Annotated in this window: 22 protein-coding genes and 1 tRNA gene; 12 read left to right on the top strand and 11 right to left on the bottom strand. The window is 66.9% G+C overall.

Annotated elements, in window-relative coordinates; genetic code table 11:
- Positions 1–444: 444 nt before the first annotated feature.
- On the top strand, positions 445–1,029 hold the full coding sequence (thpR, locus tag ACFQEY_RS06160) for an RNA 2',3'-cyclic phosphodiesterase (protein WP_379765909.1): 585 nt from the start codon (positions 445–447) through the stop codon (positions 1,027–1,029).
- A gap of 19 nt (positions 1,030–1,048) precedes the next feature.
- Here the strand turns inward: thpR and ACFQEY_RS06155 are convergent, their stop codons facing one another.
- On the bottom strand, positions 1,049–2,470 hold the full coding sequence (locus tag ACFQEY_RS06155; RefSeq protein WP_379765906.1) for a hemolysin family protein: 1,422 nt from the start codon (positions 2,468–2,470) through the stop codon (positions 1,049–1,051).
- Between the two features lie 289 nt (positions 2,471–2,759).
- Here ACFQEY_RS06155 and serA point away from each other — a divergent pair, with 289 nt between their 5' ends.
- A complete protein-coding gene (serA, locus tag ACFQEY_RS06150) occupies positions 2,760–4,364 on the top strand; it encodes a phosphoglycerate dehydrogenase (protein ID WP_379765903.1) in 1,605 nt (534 codons plus the stop codon).
- Between the two features lies 1 nt (position 4,365).
- On the opposite strand, the gene ACFQEY_RS06145 is transcribed toward serA, so the two are convergent.
- From ACFQEY_RS06145 to ACFQEY_RS06120, 6 genes are all read right to left on the bottom strand, one after another.
- Positions 4,366–4,767, bottom strand: a complete 402-nt coding sequence (locus ACFQEY_RS06145) for a type II toxin-antitoxin system VapC family toxin (RefSeq protein ID WP_379765900.1) — start codon at positions 4,765–4,767, stop codon at positions 4,366–4,368.
- Positions 4,764–5,126 (bottom strand): antitoxin VapB family protein, encoded by a 363-nt coding sequence (locus tag ACFQEY_RS06140; RefSeq protein WP_379765897.1) that lies wholly within the window; start codon positions 5,124–5,126, stop codon positions 4,764–4,766. The genes ACFQEY_RS06145 and ACFQEY_RS06140 overlap by 4 nt, the downstream gene beginning before the upstream one ends.
- A 76-nt stretch (positions 5,127–5,202) precedes the next feature.
- Complete coding sequence (thrC, locus tag ACFQEY_RS06135; protein ID WP_379765894.1) at positions 5,203–6,486, bottom strand: threonine synthase; 1,284 nt, start codon at positions 6,484–6,486, stop codon at positions 5,203–5,205.
- Between the two features lie 96 nt (positions 6,487–6,582).
- Complete coding sequence (locus ACFQEY_RS06130; protein ID WP_379765891.1) at positions 6,583–6,795, bottom strand: DUF7569 family protein; 213 nt, start codon at positions 6,793–6,795, stop codon at positions 6,583–6,585.
- A gap of 118 nt (positions 6,796–6,913) precedes the next feature.
- Complete coding sequence (gene upp / locus ACFQEY_RS06125) at positions 6,914–7,591, bottom strand: uracil phosphoribosyltransferase (RefSeq protein WP_379765888.1); 678 nt, start codon at positions 7,589–7,591, stop codon at positions 6,914–6,916.
- 58 nt (positions 7,592–7,649) lie between these two features.
- Positions 7,650–7,865, bottom strand: coding sequence for a hypothetical protein (locus tag ACFQEY_RS06120; protein ID WP_379765885.1), 216 nt, complete (start codon positions 7,863–7,865; stop codon positions 7,650–7,652).
- Between the two features lie 104 nt (positions 7,866–7,969).
- Here ACFQEY_RS06120 and ACFQEY_RS06115 point away from each other — a divergent pair, with 104 nt between their 5' ends.
- Positions 7,970–8,284 (top strand): hypothetical protein, encoded by a 315-nt coding sequence (locus ACFQEY_RS06115; RefSeq protein ID WP_379765882.1) that lies wholly within the window; start codon positions 7,970–7,972, stop codon positions 8,282–8,284.
- 218 nt (positions 8,285–8,502) lie between these two features.
- Here the strand turns inward: ACFQEY_RS06115 and ACFQEY_RS06110 are convergent, their stop codons facing one another.
- Entirely contained in the window at positions 8,503–9,807 is a 1,305-nt protein-coding gene (locus ACFQEY_RS06110; RefSeq protein WP_379765879.1) for a CobW family GTP-binding protein, read from the bottom strand.
- Between the two features lie 146 nt (positions 9,808–9,953).
- On the opposite strand from ACFQEY_RS06110, the gene ACFQEY_RS06105 reads away from it, so the two are divergent.
- The 4 genes from ACFQEY_RS06105 (at position 9,954) to ACFQEY_RS06090 (ending at position 13,530) form a co-directional block, all read left to right on the top strand.
- Complete coding sequence (locus ACFQEY_RS06105) at positions 9,954–10,160, top strand: hypothetical protein (RefSeq protein WP_379765876.1); 207 nt, start codon at positions 9,954–9,956, stop codon at positions 10,158–10,160.
- 94 nt (positions 10,161–10,254) lie between these two features.
- Positions 10,255–10,551 (top strand): DUF7990 family protein, encoded by a 297-nt coding sequence (locus tag ACFQEY_RS06100; RefSeq protein WP_379765873.1) that lies wholly within the window; start codon positions 10,255–10,257, stop codon positions 10,549–10,551.
- The gene (locus ACFQEY_RS06095; protein WP_379765869.1) at positions 10,551–11,549 is read left to right on the top strand and encodes an ArsA family ATPase; all 999 of its coding nucleotides are present in this window, start codon (positions 10,551–10,553) and stop codon (positions 11,547–11,549) included. The genes ACFQEY_RS06100 and ACFQEY_RS06095 overlap by 1 nt, the downstream gene beginning before the upstream one ends.
- Before the next feature lie 139 nt (positions 11,550–11,688).
- Positions 11,689–13,530 carry a carbon starvation CstA family protein gene (locus ACFQEY_RS06090; RefSeq protein ID WP_379765866.1) on the top strand — a complete coding sequence of 614 codons (1,842 nt, stop codon included), beginning with the start codon at positions 11,689–11,691 and terminating at the stop codon, positions 13,528–13,530.
- 94 nt (positions 13,531–13,624) lie between these two features.
- Here ACFQEY_RS06090 and ACFQEY_RS06085 read toward each other — a convergent pair whose 3' ends face one another.
- On the bottom strand, positions 13,625–14,287 hold the full coding sequence (locus tag ACFQEY_RS06085; protein WP_379765863.1) for a DUF8052 family protein: 663 nt from the start codon (positions 14,285–14,287) through the stop codon (positions 13,625–13,627).
- Entirely contained in the window at positions 14,280–14,660 is a 381-nt protein-coding gene (locus tag ACFQEY_RS06080; protein WP_379765860.1) for a cupin domain-containing protein, read from the bottom strand. Before ACFQEY_RS06080 ends, ACFQEY_RS06085 begins: the two co-directional genes overlap by 8 nt.
- 118 nt (positions 14,661–14,778) lie before the next feature.
- On the opposite strand from ACFQEY_RS06080, the gene ACFQEY_RS06075 reads away from it, so the two are divergent.
- The 4 genes from ACFQEY_RS06075 (at position 14,779) to ACFQEY_RS06060 (ending at position 16,633) form a co-directional block, all read left to right on the top strand.
- Complete coding sequence (locus ACFQEY_RS06075) at positions 14,779–15,012, top strand: hypothetical protein (protein WP_379765857.1); 234 nt, start codon at positions 14,779–14,781, stop codon at positions 15,010–15,012.
- Positions 15,013–15,098: 86 nt separating this feature from the next.
- Entirely contained in the window at positions 15,099–15,785 is a 687-nt protein-coding gene (locus tag ACFQEY_RS06070) for a DUF5828 family protein (RefSeq protein WP_379765854.1), read from the top strand.
- Positions 15,786–15,896: 111 nt separating this feature from the next.
- Positions 15,897–16,136 (top strand): hypothetical protein, encoded by a 240-nt coding sequence (locus ACFQEY_RS06065; RefSeq protein ID WP_379765851.1) that lies wholly within the window; start codon positions 15,897–15,899, stop codon positions 16,134–16,136.
- A 119-nt stretch (positions 16,137–16,255) separates the two neighbouring features.
- Complete coding sequence (locus ACFQEY_RS06060; RefSeq protein WP_379765848.1) at positions 16,256–16,633, top strand: helix-turn-helix domain-containing protein; 378 nt, start codon at positions 16,256–16,258, stop codon at positions 16,631–16,633.
- Positions 16,634–16,705: 72 nt separating this feature from the next.
- Here the strand turns inward: ACFQEY_RS06060 and ACFQEY_RS06055 are convergent, their stop codons facing one another.
- A complete protein-coding gene (locus tag ACFQEY_RS06055) occupies positions 16,706–17,338 on the bottom strand; it encodes an IMP cyclohydrolase (RefSeq protein WP_379765845.1) in 633 nt (210 codons plus the stop codon).
- A gap of 215 nt (positions 17,339–17,553) precedes the next feature.
- Between ACFQEY_RS06055 and ACFQEY_RS06050 the strand changes: the two genes are divergently transcribed.
- Positions 17,554–17,626 (top strand) — tRNA-Gln (locus tag ACFQEY_RS06050).
- The last annotated feature ends 35 nt before the right edge of the window (positions 17,627–17,661 follow it).

The raw sequence follows: 17,661 nt of genomic DNA, 5'->3' as shown, positions 1-17,661 counted from the left end.
CGAGGCTGGGGAGGCGTGAGGTGCGGGGCGGTTGCGGTGCGGTGCGGTTGCGGTGCGGGGAGGGACTCAAAGGGGCAGCCGCGAGGCGGGCACAGGCGACGTAAGCAGGGAGGGACCGAAGGTCCCTCTTGAAGCCGGCGCGGAGCGCCGGCGACAGTGAGGCGCGAAGCGCCTCTGGCAGCCGGACGTAGTCCGGCGACATCGAAGGAACGAGCGAAGCGAGTGACGAGGAGCACAGCGAGCGTGCGCCCGCCTCGTGGCTGGGGCTTTGGACGTGTTCACCGAGCCGTCAACGATTTATAAGCGAGCGACGAGAGCTTTTGGGGTGTCCGCCGCCACTTCATCAGCAACCATTCATAAGCAACCGGCTGGGGCGTTGAAGGCAGTCAGTGCAGATCTGAGCGAAACTGTTTATAAGCGACCGCGACCGATCCGTACGCGATCATGCGCGCGTTCTTCGGTGTCGAACTGCCCGGCCACCTCGCGGATCCCATCGCCGACGTGCAGGCCACCTTCGACGGCGTCGAAGGACTGCGATTCGTCGACCCCGAACAGACGCACGTGACGCTGAAGTTCTTGGGAGAAATCGGTGATGGCGGAGATGGCGACGACCAGACCGAACCCGCACTCGACGACGTGATCGCGGCCGGCGAGCGCGCGGTCGAAGCCGCCGGCGTCGATCCGTTCGAGTGCACCGTCGAGGGGCTCGGCGTCTTTCCGCGCCTCGACTACATCTCCGTCGTCTGGACGGGTATCGACGAGGGGAGCGCGGAGTTGACCGGGCTTCACGAGGCCCTCGAAGCGGAAACGATGGCGCTCGGCGTCGACCCCGAGGACCACGAGTTCACTCCACACGTCACCCTCGCGCGGATGAACGACGCCCGGGGGAAGGAACTGGTTCAGCGCGTCGTTCGCGAGCGCGATCCTGAGATCGGACGATTCACGGTCGAAGACGTCAGTCTCGTGACGTCGACGCTGACGGCCGACGGGCCGGAGTACGAGACGGTCGCGTCGCTCCCGCTCGGGTAGCGACGCCCGGCGGCACCGCTCACTCGGGCTCCTCGGTTTTCTCGGAATCGTACCCGGTTTCCACGGTTCCCTGCGGGCCCTCGTCGTCCACCTCCGACTCCGCGTCCGCATCTGACTCCGCGTCCGCATCTGACTCCGCGTCCGCATCCGACGCCGCGCCCGTGGTATCTCCGGGCGTCGAGGCGGCGTCGCTCACCGTTCCGGGGTGCTCCACGCGAACGCGCGTGACCCGCGTCGCCGTCGCACCGGTGACCGTGAGCGAGACGTCACCGAACGCAACCCGGTCGCCTTCGTTTGGGACCCGGCCGACCTGTTGGGTGATCAGCCCGGCGATCGTCTGGCTCCCGTCGCTCGGAAGGCCGAGGCCGAGCGTCTCGTTGAGGTGCGCGACCGTCGTCCACCCGCGGACGACCGCGGCGTCGGGCGCGACGACGTCGACGTGATCGGTCTCCCAGCGTCCGACCAGCTCGCCGACGACCTCCTCGACGACGTCCTCCACGGTGACGATCCCGACGACCGCGCCGAACTCGTCGACGACGACCGCCATCCGAAGCTCCGACGAGCGCATCGCCGCGAACAGCTCGTCGACCGGCTGCGTCTCCGGGACGAACGTTGGCTCGCGGAGGGCGCTCGAAAGCGGCTCGCCGCGCTCGTCGGCGCGGATCGCGTCGCGAACGTCGACGATCCCGACCACGTCGTCGCGGTTCTCGCCGTAGACGGGGATCCGGGTGACGCCCTCCCGCCCTGCGGTCGAGAGGACCTCGGCGGGCGTCGCGGTGTCGGGCAGCGTGACAAGGTCGGTGCGGGGGACCATCACCGCGGAGACGCGGGTCGACTCCAGATCGAGTATCCCGCGGATCATCGCGCTCTCGTCGGGATCGAGCGCGCCCGCCTGCTGGCCCGAGAGCACGAGCGTCTCGATCTCCTCGCGGGTGAGGTACGACTCGATCGCGGACTCGCCGCCGGTGAAGCGATTGACGACGCCGGAGAGCGCCTCGAAGGCGTACAGGATCGGACGGAGGACGCGCTGAAGTACGACGACCGGCCGGGAGACGCGCAGCGCGTGTTTCTCCGCGTTCGCGACCGCGTAGGACTTCGGCGCTATCTCGCCGAAGACGATGACGAACACGGAGGTGACGAGCGTCGAGCCCGTGGCCGCCCCGCCCGCCGAGAAGCCGAACCGGACGAACACCGCGGTCGCGACCGAAGCGGCCGCGATGTTGGCGACGTTGTTGCTCACGAGGGCCGTGACGAGAAAGCGGTGCGAGTCCTCCCGGAGCGTCGCGAGCGCCCTCGCACCCGGCACGTCGGCGGCGACGAGCGAGTCGACGCGGTGGCTCGCGACCGAGAAGACGGCGAGCTCGGAGCTGGAAAAGAAGGCGCTTATCGCCGTCAGCACGAGGATGGCGGCAACGCCGACGAACGCGATCGTGAGATCCATGTCGAATCATTCGGGCGGATACAAAAGGCAGTACCGCCACCGGCCCCGAGCGAGCGCGAAGCACCCGGGCCCCCGAGCGAGAACCGCGCAAGCAGCCGCAAGCAAGGATCGCGCCGGCAACCACAAGAAAGCGAGAATCGCGCCGTCGACCGCTCCGACGCGAGTGAGCACGAACGGGGGATGTTCCACCGGAAACGAAGGGGTAGTCGATCACGATCGCGGATCGTTATGGACGGCAAAACGGCGCGATGAGGAAAGCGTTAACCTCGCCCCGCCGATGGATACGCGCATGAAGGTACTCGTGACCGACCCCATCTCAGATGCGGGGTTGGACCGACTCCGAGACGCCGGCCACGAGGTCGAAACGGACTACGAAGTCGAGGGCGACGCCCTCCTCGACGCCGTGAACGACGCTCACGCGCTCATCGTGCGCTCCGGAACCGACGTGAACGAGACCGTCTTCGAGGCCGCGAGCGATCTCGTCATCGTCGGCCGCGCGGGGATCGGCGTCGACAACATTGACATCGAGGCCGCCACCGACCACGGCGTCATCGTCGCCAACGCGCCCGACGGCAACGTTCGGGCCGCCGCCGAGCACACCGTCGCGATGACGTTCGCCGTCGCGCGCTCGATCCCGCAGGCGCACGGCCGCCTCCTCGACGGCGAGTGGGCGAAAGGCGAGTTCCTCGGCACCGAAGTGAACAACAAGACGCTCACCATCGTCGGGCTCGGTCGCGTCGGGCAGGAGGTCGCAAAGCGGCTCGACTCGCTCGGCATGGATCTCGTCGTCTTCGACCCGTACATCTCCGAGGAGCGCGCCGACCGGCTCGGGGCAGAACTCGTCGAGGATCTCCACGAGGCGCTCGGCCGCGGCGACTTCGCGACGATCCACACCCCGCTCCTCCCCGAGACCGAGGGGATGATCGGTGAAGACGAGCTGGCTCAACTGGAGGGTGGTTACCTGATCAACTGCGCCCGCGGCGGTATCATCGACGAAGCGGCGCTGGCCGAGGCGGTCGAGGACGGCGTCCTCGCGGGAGCCGCGCTCGACTCCTTCGCGGAGGAGCCGCTCTCGCAGGACTCGCCGCTGCTCGACGTCGAGGAGATCGTCGTGACGCCGCACCTCGGCGCGTCGACCGAGGCGGCCCAGGAGAACGTCGCCGTCGACACCGCCGAGGCCGTCATCGCGGCGTTCGACGACGAGCCCGTCCTGACGGCGCTCAACGCACCGTCGGTCGACGAGACCGCCTTCCCGCGGATCAAGCCGTACATCGCCGTGGCGGAGACCGCCGGGAAGGTCGCCGCGCAGCTGCTCGACGGTCGCATCACCGAGGTCGAGACGACCTACGAGGGCGACATCGCCGACGAGGACGTCGAGCTCGTCACCGCGAGCGCGCTGAAAGGGGTCTTCGAGCCGCTGGAGTGGCAGGTGAACGCGGTGAACGCGCCGCGACTCGCCGAGGAGCGCGGCATCGAAGTCATCGAGTCGAAGACCCGCCAGACCGACGACTTCCAGAGCCTCGTGCGCGTCACCGTCCGCAACGGCGACGACGAAATCTCGGTCGAGGGGACGCTGTTCGCCGGCGAGGACCCCCGTATCGTCCGCATCGACGGGTTTCGCGTCGACGCGGTTCCGTACGGACACATGCTCGTCGCGCGCAACACCGACGAACCCGGCGTCATCGGCCTCATCGGCACCGTTCTCGGCGACCACGACGTCAACATCGCCGGGATGTACAACGCCCGCGAGACGCAGGGCGGGGAGGCGCTCACCGTGTACAACCTCGATCAGGACGTGCCGGACGCCGCGATCGAGGCCCTGCTCGACGACTCCCGGATCGTCGAGGTCACGGAGATCACGCTCGACGAGGCCGAGGAGCGGCCGGCGGAGTAGTTCAGTAGACGGCGACCGGAACAAACGAGTCGAAATCGTCGACGTTTCGGGTGACAACGGTCATTTCTTCGGCGTCGGCAACGCCGGCCATAAGCAGATCCGCGGTGGCGGCGTCGACGCCCCGTCTCGTGTGATCGTCGGAACGGTACAGTTCCGCTTCGAAGCCGCTCGCGGGAACGGCGTGCTCGCTCGTTATCGGGATCACGTCGAGCCAGTCGAACGTCACCGAGAGGGTCTGCGGGTCAAACGTGTCGTTCAGACGCCAACCGACCGCAATCTCCTTGTAGTTCATCGCGGTCGTCGCAAACTCGTCTTCCGCGTGTGCTTCGAGAAACCGCCGAACGTCGTCGGATCCCTGCAAATAATCAATCAGGAACGTAGTGTCGAGCAGATACCGAGTCACGCCGATCCTCCGGTTTCGATGCGCGCGTCGTCGGGGTCTGTCTCGTCGGAGTCAGCGTCGTCGTCCGAACGGCCACTGCCATCGCCACCCTCGTCACCGTCAGAGGAGTCCGCAAACCGGTCGATCGCCGCCGCCTGCCGCTCGGCCGCTGATTCGTTGAACCGCTTCCGCGATGCGGTCGCACTCTCACGGATCGACTCGACCTCTTCCGTCGACAGCGATCCGAACCCGTCGCGCCAGTCGCCCTCGCTCTCGTCGATTAGCCGATCGAGGAGGTCGGTGAAGCTCTCATCGTCGCGTTTTCGCGCGCGAAGCCGCTCGTACACCTCCTCGCGAACGCCGATCGTCTTGGTAGCCATTTTGTGTTTGTATATGTGTTTGTGTGTATAAAAGTAGCAGGGGAAAGTGGGGGAGAAACGCGCGTAGACGACTCGGTTACTCGCGCAGGTGCTCGACGACCGCGTCCACGTCGTTCGGGACGGGCTCGGGATCGGAGCCGGCCTCGTAGGCCGCGTCGGGGTCCTTTAAGAGGTGACCAGTCGTCAGGCAGACGACCCGCTCGTCGTCGTCGACGACGCCCTCGCGGCGGAGCTTCTTCAGGCCGGCGAGGCTGGCGGCGGAGGCGGGCTCGACGCCGACGCCCTCCTCGGCGAGCTCGCGCTGCGCGTCGGTGATCGCCTCGTCGCTGACGGCGACGGCGGTACCGCCGGTGTTCCTGATGCCCGGGATCGCCTTCGGCGCGTTGACGGGGTTGCCGATGCGGATCGCGGTCGCGCGCGTCTCGACCTCCTCCCAGCGCCGGACCTCGTCGTTGCCCGCCTCGATCGCCTCGACCATCGGCGCTGCGCCCTCGGCCTGCACGCCGGTGAGCTTCGGGACCTCGTCGACGTCGAGCGCGCCCGACTGGACGAGCTCGCGGAACGCCTTGTACAGCGCCGAGGTGTTCCCCGCGTTGCCGACGGGGAGGACGACCCGGTCCGGGAACGTCCCGTAGTCGTCGCGGAACGCCTCCAGTATCTCGAAGCCGATCGTCTTCTGGCCCTCCAAACGGAACGGGTTCAGCGAGTTGAGCAGGTACGCCTCGCCGCGGGCGGCCAGCTCCTGCACGATGTCGAGGCAGGCGTCGAAGTTGCCGTCGACCTCTAGGATGCGAGCGCCGTGAAGGCTCGCCTGTGCGATCTTCCCCGCCGCGACCTTCCCCTGGGGGAGGAGCACGAGGGTCTCCATGTCGCCGCGGCCGCCGTAGGCCGCGAGCGCCGCCGAGGTGTTCCCGGTGGAGGCGCACGCGAGCGCGCCGACGCCGAGCTCCTCGGCGACGCGCACGCCGACGGTCATCCCGCGGTCCTTGAACGAGCCGGTCGGGTTCATTCCCTCGTGTTTGATCCGGAGCGCCTCGACGCCGACCGACTCCTCGATCCGCGGGACGCGGTGCAGCGGGGTGTCGCCCTCGGGGAGCGTCACGCCCAGGTCGAACGGGAGCGCCTCGCGGTAGCGCCAGACGCCCCGATCGGGACCGTCGGTGGACGCGCCCGCGCCGAAGTCGTCGAACGTCGGCGGGTCCGTGTAGCGAACCTCCAGCAGGCCGTCGCACTCGTCGCAGGTGTACCGCACGCCCTCGAAGGGGGCGAACGTCTCGTCGCACTCGATACAGGCGAGCCACGTCCCGTCGGCGGCGCGGTCGGGCGTCGCCGGAGCGGGGGCGTCGATGGCGAGATCCATTACGTCGGCGTCCGTTCCGGCGGGGCTTAAGACGGGCGGTCCGGACGGACGTTGCCGAGGGAATCACCGGATCTGCCGTACGGAAACGGATCCCCCTCAGTCGACGATGATCTCGGAGCTCCCGTCGGACTCTTGCCCGGACCCCAGTCGATCCTGATAGCGCTGGATCCAGTCGGCGAAACAGTCGGGACAGAGCCGCTGAGTGTCGATGTTCGCCCGGTCGACGCTCAACCGGACGGTCCGCGAGAGCGCGTCCGTCGTGGGGTCGCCGCAGGCGTCGCAGGGGTCGGTCGTCGGCGCGTTGCTCATACCGATCGGTCTCGGGGGCGGCTCTTAAAAGTACGTCGCGGGGGTGACAGTCTGGATCGCCCGCGCGACCGGCGGTCGATGTGAACGCTTGCCGGCTCGGACACCGGATGGCGCGAACTCAGACCGTTCGGAACGCGCGGTCGCCGGCGTCGCCGAGGCCCGGAAGGATGAACCCGTCGTCGTCGAGCCGGTCGTCGATGGCGACCGTCAGCAGGTCCGCCTCGGGCACCGACTCGCTGACGCGGACGAGCCCGTCGGGCGCGGAGACCGCCGAGAGGACGAACAGGTCCTCGAAGTCAACGGCGTCGTCGAGGACGTGATCGAGGACCGCGCACATCGTCGAACCGGTCGCGAGCATGGGATCGGCGACGATCACGGTGTCGTCGGGACCGATCTCGGGAAGCTTCACGTAGTCGATGGTGATCGGGAACTCCCCGTCGGCCGTCATGCCGGCCTCCTCGTCGCGGCCGGCGGAGATGACGCCCTGTTTCGCGCGGGGGAACGCCTTGAGCAGCCCCTCGACGAACGGCGTCGCGGCTCGCAGGACGTTGATGATGACCACGTCGTCGAGGCCCTTCACGCGCTCGCCGGTCGTCTCCTGAAGAGGGGTCCGAACGGGAACGTACTCCGTCTCCATCGCGCCGTCGATGATCTCGTAGCCGCAGATGCGCCCGAGCTTCACGAGACCCTTCCGAAAGGCGACCTGCTCGGTCTCGACGTCGCGGAGCCGCGAGAGGGTGTCCTTCGCCAGCGCGTGCGTGATGAGGTACGCGTCGTCGCGGTCTTCGATGGTCATTATCGGGAGACCGGTCGCGTTCGGCTTAAAAGATGGCGAAACTCGCCGGTTCGGGCGGTCAGCGCAAGACCATCACGTACGTCAGCGCGAAGACGATCAGCGCGAGCGTCGCGACGTTCTGCACCGAGAACGCGACCACGTCGAGCAGGTCGAGCCCCCAGATCGTCGTCCACGCTAACCACGTCGACAGGATCGCGTTCAACAGCAGGAGAACCCGCGGGTCGCCCTTCGAGTTCTCGACCCCCTCGCGGATCCCCTTCGGTTCCTTGCTCATACGTCAAACGCCGGAGGAACGCCACTTAGCTCTTGTCCGTGCACTCCGTACGGAGCGTACGGAAGCGCCGCTGTGCGTTCACGACAAATACCCGTCCACGACAAATGCGCATCCACAACAAACACGGGGATCGGATCGATCCGGTCCCGTTCGTCGTGACGGTGGGGCTGGCGTTCATGCTCGCGCTCTCGTTCGGCCCGATATACGGGCTCGCGTACGGCCTCACGCTGACGACGTCGCTGGCGCTGTCGACGCTGGCGTTCGCGGGCGCGGCCGCCCTCGCGTACGATCAGCTCGTTCGAGCGGCCCCCGCTATCGACGCGGGGCCGCTCCCGCCCGGCCCCCGGTTCGAGCGACTGCTGTACGCGGCACTCGGACTGGGCGTCGTGTTGGTCGCGCTGACCCTCCCCTTACTCTGAGCCGCGGCGGGGCGTCGCCGCCGATCGTCGACGGTCGACGAGGAGGGACTCGACCGCGACGGCGACGGAACTCCGGCGTGTCCGGAGTGCGGCGATTCCATGCGGTTCGAACGCGCGAGCGGTACGGGGTGCGCCTGCTGACACCGGTTTTCGGGACGATTCTCGGGAACGTGAGCGCCGACGAGAATCTCGGTCGGCGGAGGGGTGCTCGATCGGCGTCAGGGCTCCCTGAGCGCCAGAGCCTCTCCCTGCTCGGTCGGGAACGGGTAGTCGTCGGTCGCACCGTCCTCGGCGGGTGAAAGGGTGTCCCACTCGTCGTCGGTGACCAGCGCGCCGTCGAGCCGGCTTCGGATCGCCTCCTCGTCGATCCCGGTACCGATGACGACGAACTCCGTCAGGCGGTCGCCGTGCTCGTCGTCCCAGTCGAGGGACGGGCGGTTCGAGCGAAGCATGTCGCGCTCGACGGCGGGGAGGCTCGCGATCCACGGCCCGAGCGCCGCGACGCGGACCGACGCGCCGGCCTGCCCGACTTGTTGGCGTTGGTCGGTTCCCGCGATCCAGAGGGTTCCCTTCGATCGGACGACCCCGGCGGGAAGATCCCGGAGAAGCGCGGCGAGCCGCTCGGGGTGGAACGGTCGGCGGCGTCGGTAGGTGAACGAGGTGACGCCGTACACCTCGTCCGGATGGCGGTGGGCGTGATCGTGGTCGTCACCCTCCGCATGTTCGTCGCCCTCCGCGTGTTCGTCCGCGTGATCGTCGCCCTCCGCGTGGCCGGCCGCGTCGCTCCCGCGGTCGCGATCGCGATCGTCTGCGAGCGCGCGCTTCCACCCCGGCAGGTCGCCGATCTCCCCCTCGTCGAAGATTCCGACGTCCAAGATCCGATCGGGGTCGACGTCGGAGAACTCGGTCACGATCGTCTCCGCGTCGGGCTGGAGCGCGCCGACGAGGTCGATCGCTTCGTCGATCTCGGCGGCGGTACAGAGGTCGGCCTTGTTACACACGACCACGTTCGACACCTCGATCTGCTCGACGAGGAGGTCCGAGAGGGGGCGGGCGTCCTCGTCGCCGTCCGCATCGACGCGGCGCTCAGGGACGTCGTCCCCGGAGAAGGCGTCGATGAACTGCCGCGTATCGATCACGGTGACGAGCGCGTCGACGCGGTAGCGAGCCGCCGCTCGCGACTCCGTCGTGAACAGCCGCGCGACGGGGGCCGGCTCGGAGATGCCCGAGGACTCGACGATCAGCGCGTCGAACGAGCGCTCGTTGGCGAGTCGGACGACCGCGGTTTCGAGGTCGTCCTGCAGCTCACAGCAGATACAGCCGTTCGACAGCTCCGTGACGCCCTCGACGTCGATCTCTGACTCCTCGGCGATGAGCTCGGCGTCAACGTTCACGTCACCCATGTCGTTGACGAGCACCGCGATGTCGCGGTCGCCGGCGGTGGACAGGAGGTGGTTCAAGAGCGTCGTCTTACCCGCGCCGAGGCTCCCCGAGAGCACGGTCACCGGGATCCGGTCGTCCATGCGATCCGGTCGGTCGGCGGGGCCTTCAACTCCGCGGCGGCGGCACCGACCCCCGGAATCGATGCCCGATCGTTGAACGCTCCAGAATCAACGCCCGATCATCGAAAGCCGATACGTTGATACGTCCCGCCCGCCCACCGCGGACCATGCTCCAGTACCTCACCGTGGTGGGTATCGCCGCGGTCGTCGCGACCCTCCTGATGGTCGGTATCATGCTGTACCTCGTCTGGTGGGCGATGGGCGAGGACGCCCACAGAGCGAGCCCCGGTAACGACGAACAGCCCGAACTCGACGAGGCCGACGGATCGTCGGAGTCGCAGGGAGAACTGCCCGCCGACGGCAACTCGGTCTGATCGAACCGCGAAAGAGGTTCGCATGCGCGACCGCGACAGGGCGGCATGCGCGACCGCGACACCTTTTAACGCGCCCCGGGCGTCACGATGGATAATGACAGTTGCAGACCGGATAGCCGCCTTTCGGGCCGCTCTCGACGAATGGCTCCGCGGGCTGTACCACGGGATGATAACCCACCCGGCCTACGAGAAGATCGAGAAGGAGGCCGAAGACGTCGAAGACGAGTTCATGCTCGCGTGCTTCCCCGACGCGTTCGGGATCCCGTCGCCGGTCTCGTACTACACCGCCGAGCTGCTCCCCTACCTCGAAGACGAGTTCGAGGCATGGGAGCGGCGGCTGTGGGACCGCGAACTGCTCATCGAACGAAAGGGGCAGCAGTACCACTTCTGATGGAGCGATTCGTCTTTTTCGGCGGGAAAGGGGGCGTCGGCAAGACCACGGTCTCCTGTGCGTACGCGTACCGCTGTGCCAACGCCGGAGTGCGGACGCTCGTCGTCTCGACCGACCCCGCGCACTCGGTGTCGGACGTGTTCGATCAGCGGTTCGGCGACGAGCCCGCGTCGGTCGACGGCGTCGAGGGGCTGGACGCGATGGAGATCGATCCCGAAGACGAGATGCAGCGGCACCTCCAAGAGATTCGCGAGGGGCTCTCCGAGCAGGTGTCGTCGTCGATGGTCTCCGAGATCAACCGCCAACTGGAGATGTCACACGGAACGCCGGGGGCGTACGAGGCCGCCCTCTTCGACGCCTTCGTCGGCGTGATGCGCGAGGAGGGGGAGCCGTACGACCGCGTCGTCTTCGACACCGCACCGACCGGCTCCACGCTGCGGCTCCTGGGGCTCCCCGAGTTCCTCGGCGACTGGATCGACCGGCTGCTGTACAAGCGTCGGCAGTCGATCGACCTCTTCGAGAAGGCGGCCATCGGAAACATGGAGCCGCGCCGATTGATGGACGGCGATCCGGTCTTGGAGCGCCTCCAGAACCGAAAGGAGTTCTTCGAGTTCGCCGGCGGCGCCATGCGGAACGACGCCGCGTTCTTCCTCGTGTTGAACCCTGACCAGCTCTCGGTCAACGAGACCGAGCGGGCGATCGAGGGGTTCACCGAACGCGACCTGCGGGTCCGCGGGCTCGTCGCGAACAAGCTGACCCCGGAGCCGGACGACGACGAGGACGGGCGGGGCGCTCGCTACCTCCGCGAGAAGGTCGCGACCGAGCGCGACCGGATCGAGCAGGTCCGGGACGGGTTCGATCCGCCGCTCGTCGCCGAGATCGAGTCGCGGGTCCGCGAGATTCGCGGAGATCTGCTCGCGGATGTGGCCGCGGAGTTGGACGTCGACACCGGTGCCGGAACTCGCGCGCGAGCGGGACCGCCAGGAGACGAGAGTTAATTTCACATGAGATCCCAATAATACGCCGTCGTTCGGCGCTGAGAACCGCACAAGGGCGGGTGGTTTCGGACTGATCATCACGATTGAAGACAATACTTAAGTATTCGATCGTGAATCGGTACCACGAGGCAGGGAATCAATGACAAGCGTAATCTGGATCGTAGTTGCTGTGCTCGGGACGTTCACCGTGGGGTACATGGGGTACTCGCGGTACCTTTCGCGGTTCGTCGACCTCGACGATGAACGGGAGACACCGGCACACAAGTACGAAGACGGACAGGAGTACGTACCGGCGAAGAAACCGGTACTACTGGGGCATCACTTCTCGAGTATCGCGGGCGGCGCGCCGATCGTCGGCCCGATCACGGCGGGGGCCATCTGGGGATGGGTTCCGGCGCTGTTGTGGGTCGCCATCGGCAACCCGCTGATGGGCGCGGTCCACGACTTCATCTCGCTGTCGAGTTCGATCCGACACGAGGGGCGGTCGATCGGGTACATCGTCGGCCAGTACGTCGGCGAGCGGGGCAAGAATCTGCTGTTGTGGTTCGCGTTCCTCACGATCATCCTCGTGGTGGCGGTGTTCGCCCTCGTGGTGGGCATCGTGTTCAACGCGTATCCGCAGGTGACGACCGCGAGCTTCGTGTACATCCTGTTGGCGCTGGGCTTCGGGATGTATCTCTACCAGCTCAACGGTCCGTTCATCCCGGGGACGATCCTGTTCGTCGCCGGCGTGTTCGCGGGCGTGTGGCTCGGCATCCAGTACCCGTTCGCGCTGTTCGCCGGCGACTACCCGGCGGGGACGTTCGTCCTGTTCAGCGGAGCGGGTAACTGGGTCCCCGGTGCGGCCGCGCTCGGCGGCAACACCGCCGCATGGGTCCCGATCGTCATGGTCTACGGGGCCATCGCGAGCGCGTTACCGGTGTGGGTACTGCTCCAACCGCGGGATTACCTCTCGTCGTTCCTGCTGTACACCGGCGTCGGTGGCGGGATCCTCGCGATCATCGTCGGAACGATATTCGCGACTTCCTCACAGCCGCTTGTGGTCGATTCATCGATCGGTATGTTCGAAGGGTTCTGGGGCGTCGAGGCCGCGGGACTGTATCCGCTGTTCCCACTGCTTTTCATCACCATCGCCTGCGGGACCATCAGCGGATTCCATTCGCTGGTCTCCTCCGGGACGACGTCGAAGCAGCTGAACAAGGAGAGCGACGCCCGGCTGATCGGGTACGGCGGCATGCTCGGCGAAGGACTGCTCGCGGCGCTCGCGCTGTCGACGCTCGCGGTGGCCGGATTCGCCGGTGACGCGGCCGCCGGCGGCATCGGCGGGGCGCTGCCCAACTTCGCGAGCGGTGGCGGGATCATCCTCACGAGCCTGGGCATCCCCGAGGCGATCGGGGCGGTGTTCATGGCGCTCGTGCTCGTGAGCTTCCTGCTCACCTCGACGGACACGGCGGTTCGTCTAGGTCGGTACATGATGGAGGAGATCGTCGGGATGGACGACGGGATGACCGTCAGCGGACTCTCCGGTGACCTCGGCTCGATCGGTCGCGGGCGGTACACGAACCCGATCCTTCAGATCGGTATCGCGTACGTGCTCGTCATCTCCGGCGAGTGGGCGACGCTGTGGGGGCTGTTCGGTGGCGCGAACCAGCTGCTCGCGGCGCTCGCACTGCTCACCGGAACGGTCTGGCTCGCCAACTGGGACGAGTCCAAGCAGCTGATCTCCACCGGCGTTCCGATGGCGGTGATGGTCACCATCACCGTGCTCGGACTCGCGTGGCTGGCGATCTACGAGAACCTCTATCTCAACCTGATCGGCGGCGGCGCGGGGACGCTCGGGGCGCAGCTCTCCTCGGGCGCGCAGATGATCCTCGCGCTGGTGCTGATCGGGCTCGCGCTCTCACTCGTGAAGATCGGAATCGGAAACCTCAGATCGGTTCGAAGCGGCGACGCGCCGGCGGCCGAGCCGAGCGACGACTGACGGCGGTACGGTCCGGTCTCCACGGCCCTGCCCTCCATTCAATATATTTTGCTCGTTCGAGCGACTGCCCCGAGGCGCGCGAAGCGAAGCGCGACTACCGCCAGAACCGCTTGGCGAACCGCGAAAAGAACCCCTCGTCCGGTCGCTCCACCCGCTCCCACAGCCGGAATGCGCCCGCGATGTCCGCCGCTTCGCTGGCGACGAGTCGCTCCTCGTCGGGCGCGACGACGACCACGTTCACCTCGTAGTGGCCGTAGTAGCCGAGCTTCAGAAGCGTCCGGTCCCGGAACCCCTCGACGAAGTCGGCGACGTCATCGGGGAGGCGGTCCGCGACAAGGACGACCGTGACGTCGGTGCCGAAGTGCTGTTCGTTCGCTTCGACGCGCTCGTCTGCGACGTCGTGAGCGAACGCGACCAGCCGCTCCAGTTCGCCGACGGTCGGGGTCGACACGCGGCGAGCGAACAGGTACTCCATCATCTCGTGATCCGCGTAGCTCAACGCGGGGTGGAGGAACTGCTTCTGGTTACGCATGCGCATCTCCGCGTACAGCTCGAACCGCTCTCCGTCGACGACGACGTCGGCGTCGAGGTCGTAGCTGTACATCAGCCGGTCGGAGACGCGATCGAGGTACTCGTCGTCGTAGTCGGGGACGTTCTCCCTGATCTCGGGCGGGAGATCCTCGGGATCGTGGGGATTTCCGCCGTCGTCCGCGTCGGCCGGCGGCGCACCGTCGTCCGCGCTCGCGGGCTCACTCATCGTTCGGGTCGTACGGAACGGCGTCCGCGTCGGCCGGCGGTGCGCCGATTGCGAGCACCGTCACCGGCCCGTCGGCATCCTCGCGGTTGTACGCCCGCTGGGGGCTCTCGGAGTCGACGACGAACAAATCGTCCGCGGTGATCTCGTAGGTGTCTCCGGGCGTCTCGACGGCGAGCGTTCCGTCCATGACGTAGAACGCCTCCTGTTGCGTCTCGTGGTAGTGGTACGCGAGCGGGAGTTGTTCGCCCGGCTCCGCCCGAAACCGGTTGATCGCCGCTTCGTCGAGCCCGCCCGGATCGGAGAGCTTCCGGCACTCACAGGGGCGGTCGGGTTCGGGAGCGACTGCGTCCGTGTCGACGACGCGATATCCCATGTGAATAGGTTCCACGGTACGGTAAAAAGGGCGTCGGGTCTCGATCCGACGGGCGGCCGGCTCTCCGGCGAGTATGGGTTTTAACACTACTGAGCGCCTGTTTTCGGGTGAGACACCCATGAGCGACCAAGAGATCCGGACGGAGGCGTGCGGCCGGTGCTCGATGTCGACTGTCGTCGGGGCGGTGAGCGGCGACCAGTCCAACGAGGAGCGAGCGGAACGGGACCCGTTCGGCGGCGAGCGAATCGAGGTGGACGAGTCGTCGATCCGTCGCGTGTCGCCGGCGGGGTACCTGAGCGACCTCAAAGATCGGATCGACGATCTCGGTCGTCGGCTCGCCTACGGGAAGTGAGCGGAATTTTGCGGCACCGTCACCGCGATCGACTCACGTCAGTTCGGAGAGACTTATACGCGTTCGTTCCGTAGCGGGGGCACGCGATGGAAGAGAGCATCTCCGGCTTCAAGGTGCGCGGGGACTGGGGCGACATCGTCGAGCACGGTGAGCGGATCGCCCTCGCCCTCCGCGAGACGGGTGCCGGCGGCGATCCGTTCCACGAATTCGACGACTGGCGACCGAAGTCCCACGAGCGCATCGACGAGGACGTGTCAGCGAAGACCGCAGAACAGGCGTCCGTCAACGAAGGGGAGGGAGAGCAAGCCGGCAAGACCCCCGGCGACGACCTCCAGACGGCCGGAGAGAAGCTCACCGAATCCTACGAGAAGGTTGAAGAGAACGACACGGAGAGCGCGGTGGAGAGCTGGGGCGAATCGATCGAGCACGTCGCCCGCGCCGCCGACTCCGCGAGTCGCAAGGCACTTCGAAAGGTCGAAGACACCGTCTACCAGAAGGTGATGACCCAGATGGCCCCGTACTACTTCGACAACGAGCTCGTCAGCGCCAACGTTCAGGAAGTCGGCCGCGGCGAGGACGGCGAGACGTTCGTCTTCGAAGTGAACATCAACGACGACGAGCTGAAATCGGAAGTGAGCGATATTCTCGCCGAGTACGAGGCGGAGATCGACCGCTGGCACGTCGAGGCCGAGAAGCGAACCGAGGACGTCGCCGCCGCCGAAGGCGTCGAACCGCCCGAGAAGGAGGGCGGACCCGACTCGACGCTGACGTGACGGGCGGTGCTCCGCGGTCGACGCCCGCAGACGGGCGAGCACGCAACCCGACGACGACGGGATGTGCCGTTGATACGTCGAATTTAACTCGCAAACTCTCGAATCGAACCCATGACCGAGGTACTCCGAGTCGAGGCCGGTGAGCTGTCGGCCGACGAGCTGATCGACGCGCTCAACGAGGGGAGACGGATCCTCGTCGACGTCGAGGTCGCCGGCGGAACACACGAGATCGTACTCCGATACGACGGGGAGACGTACCACTGCGACACGCCCACGAACCTTCACCGCCACGCGGAGGAAACGGAGATGCGGGGCTGTATCGTTCGGATGGGATACGCCGCCGACGAGTGACCGAGCGCCATCGACGAACGAACGCCATCGACGAACGAACGCCATCGACGAATGGCGAGTCGAACGTGGCGAGACGCGGCGATGGCGACTTTTAACCCGAACGGGATCGAACGTCGTCCATGAGCAACCCCGAGATCGAGGATCTCGTCGGCGACGTGTCTCCCTCGTTCGAACACGTGCTCTCCTGTGTGTTCGGCGTCCAGGACCACGAGAGCCGTACCTACCTCACGCTGCTCGATCATCCGGGGAGCACCGTCGCCGAGCTCGCCGAGGCCCTCGATCGAGACCGGTCGAACGTGAACCGCTCGCTGTCGACGCTGCGGGACAAGGGGCTCGTCGAGCGCCGGAGGCGGCTTCTCGATTCCGGCGGCTACGTCTACCAGTACACCGCGATCCCGGTGTCGGAAGCGAAGGCACGGCTTCACGATGCGCTCGATGAGTGGGTCGATGGCGTCCACGCCGCGATCGACGAATTCGATCCGAACGGCGAGATGTGAGATCGGCCGGCAGAGACTGATATCGGCCGGCAGAGACTGAGATCGGCCGGCGAGTATCGTTTGTCGCGTCGGCTACTCCGCAGTCGTTTCGTCGTCGTTGTCGTACGCGAGCGCGACACCGTCGGCGGAGACGGCCGCGCCTGCCGCGCACACCGGGTGCTCGAAGTCGGCCCCGAGGACCTCGGCCGCGGCCGCTTTCGCGTTCGCCATCGCACCGGCCGACTCGTCGGCGGCGGCCGAGAGGTCGTACGGTTCGGGGCTGTCTGTCTCGTAGGTGGCGACGATGGTTGGTTCGTCGACCGCCTCGACGAGAAGCGCGTCGCGGCGAACGACGCCGATCGTTGCCGTGTCGACGCCGACGATGCCGGCGATCCGGGGTGTGTCGTAGTCGTCCTTCTCGTAATCGAGCGCGAGCAACGGCGTCGCAAGCGCGTCGCGGGCCGGGTATCCGATTTCCAGTTTCTCCGCGATCGGGTCGACGTGCGAGCCGTTACCGACGACTGCGAGCGGCTCGCCGGCGGGCGTTCGGACCTCGTGGGCACAGTTGTACGAGACGTACGGATTGTCCGTCTCCGGCGCGCCGGGCGTCGGACCGACCGTGAGGGTTCCGTCCCGGTCGATCACGCGGCGGTTCGGGAACGATCGCGAAGACACGCGGTAAGCGCCGATGCCGGGAGCGACGACGACAAATCGTCCGATGTACATACAGCTTCGTGGCTATTCAGCCGGCTAAAGCGCATCGATATACGCACGTTCGTCGATCAGAAGGGAACGACTCGCCGAACCGCGAATCAAGAAGGGAACGACTCGCCGAGTCAGGACGTCGAGGGGGTCGGTGGGAACAGTGCTGTGAACACGTGACAGGGGGCCGGCGACGCGCAACGCTTACAAACACGCGTGGATTACCCGGTGTTGCGCACAGTCCATTGGGGTAGTGGCCAATCCTGTTGCCTTCTGGGGGCAACGACCCTGGTTCGAATCCAGGATGGACTATTCTCTCGGCTCGCTGCGCTCGTTACCGATCGGAC

It is taken from the genome of Halorubrum trueperi (genome assembly GCF_042662525.1).
GTDB classification, from domain to species: domain Archaea; phylum Halobacteriota; class Halobacteria; order Halobacteriales; family Haloferacaceae; genus Halorubrum; species Halorubrum trueperi.
Note: the sequence above shows the minus strand (reverse complement) of the source record. Positions and strands in the feature narration are given on the sequence as shown.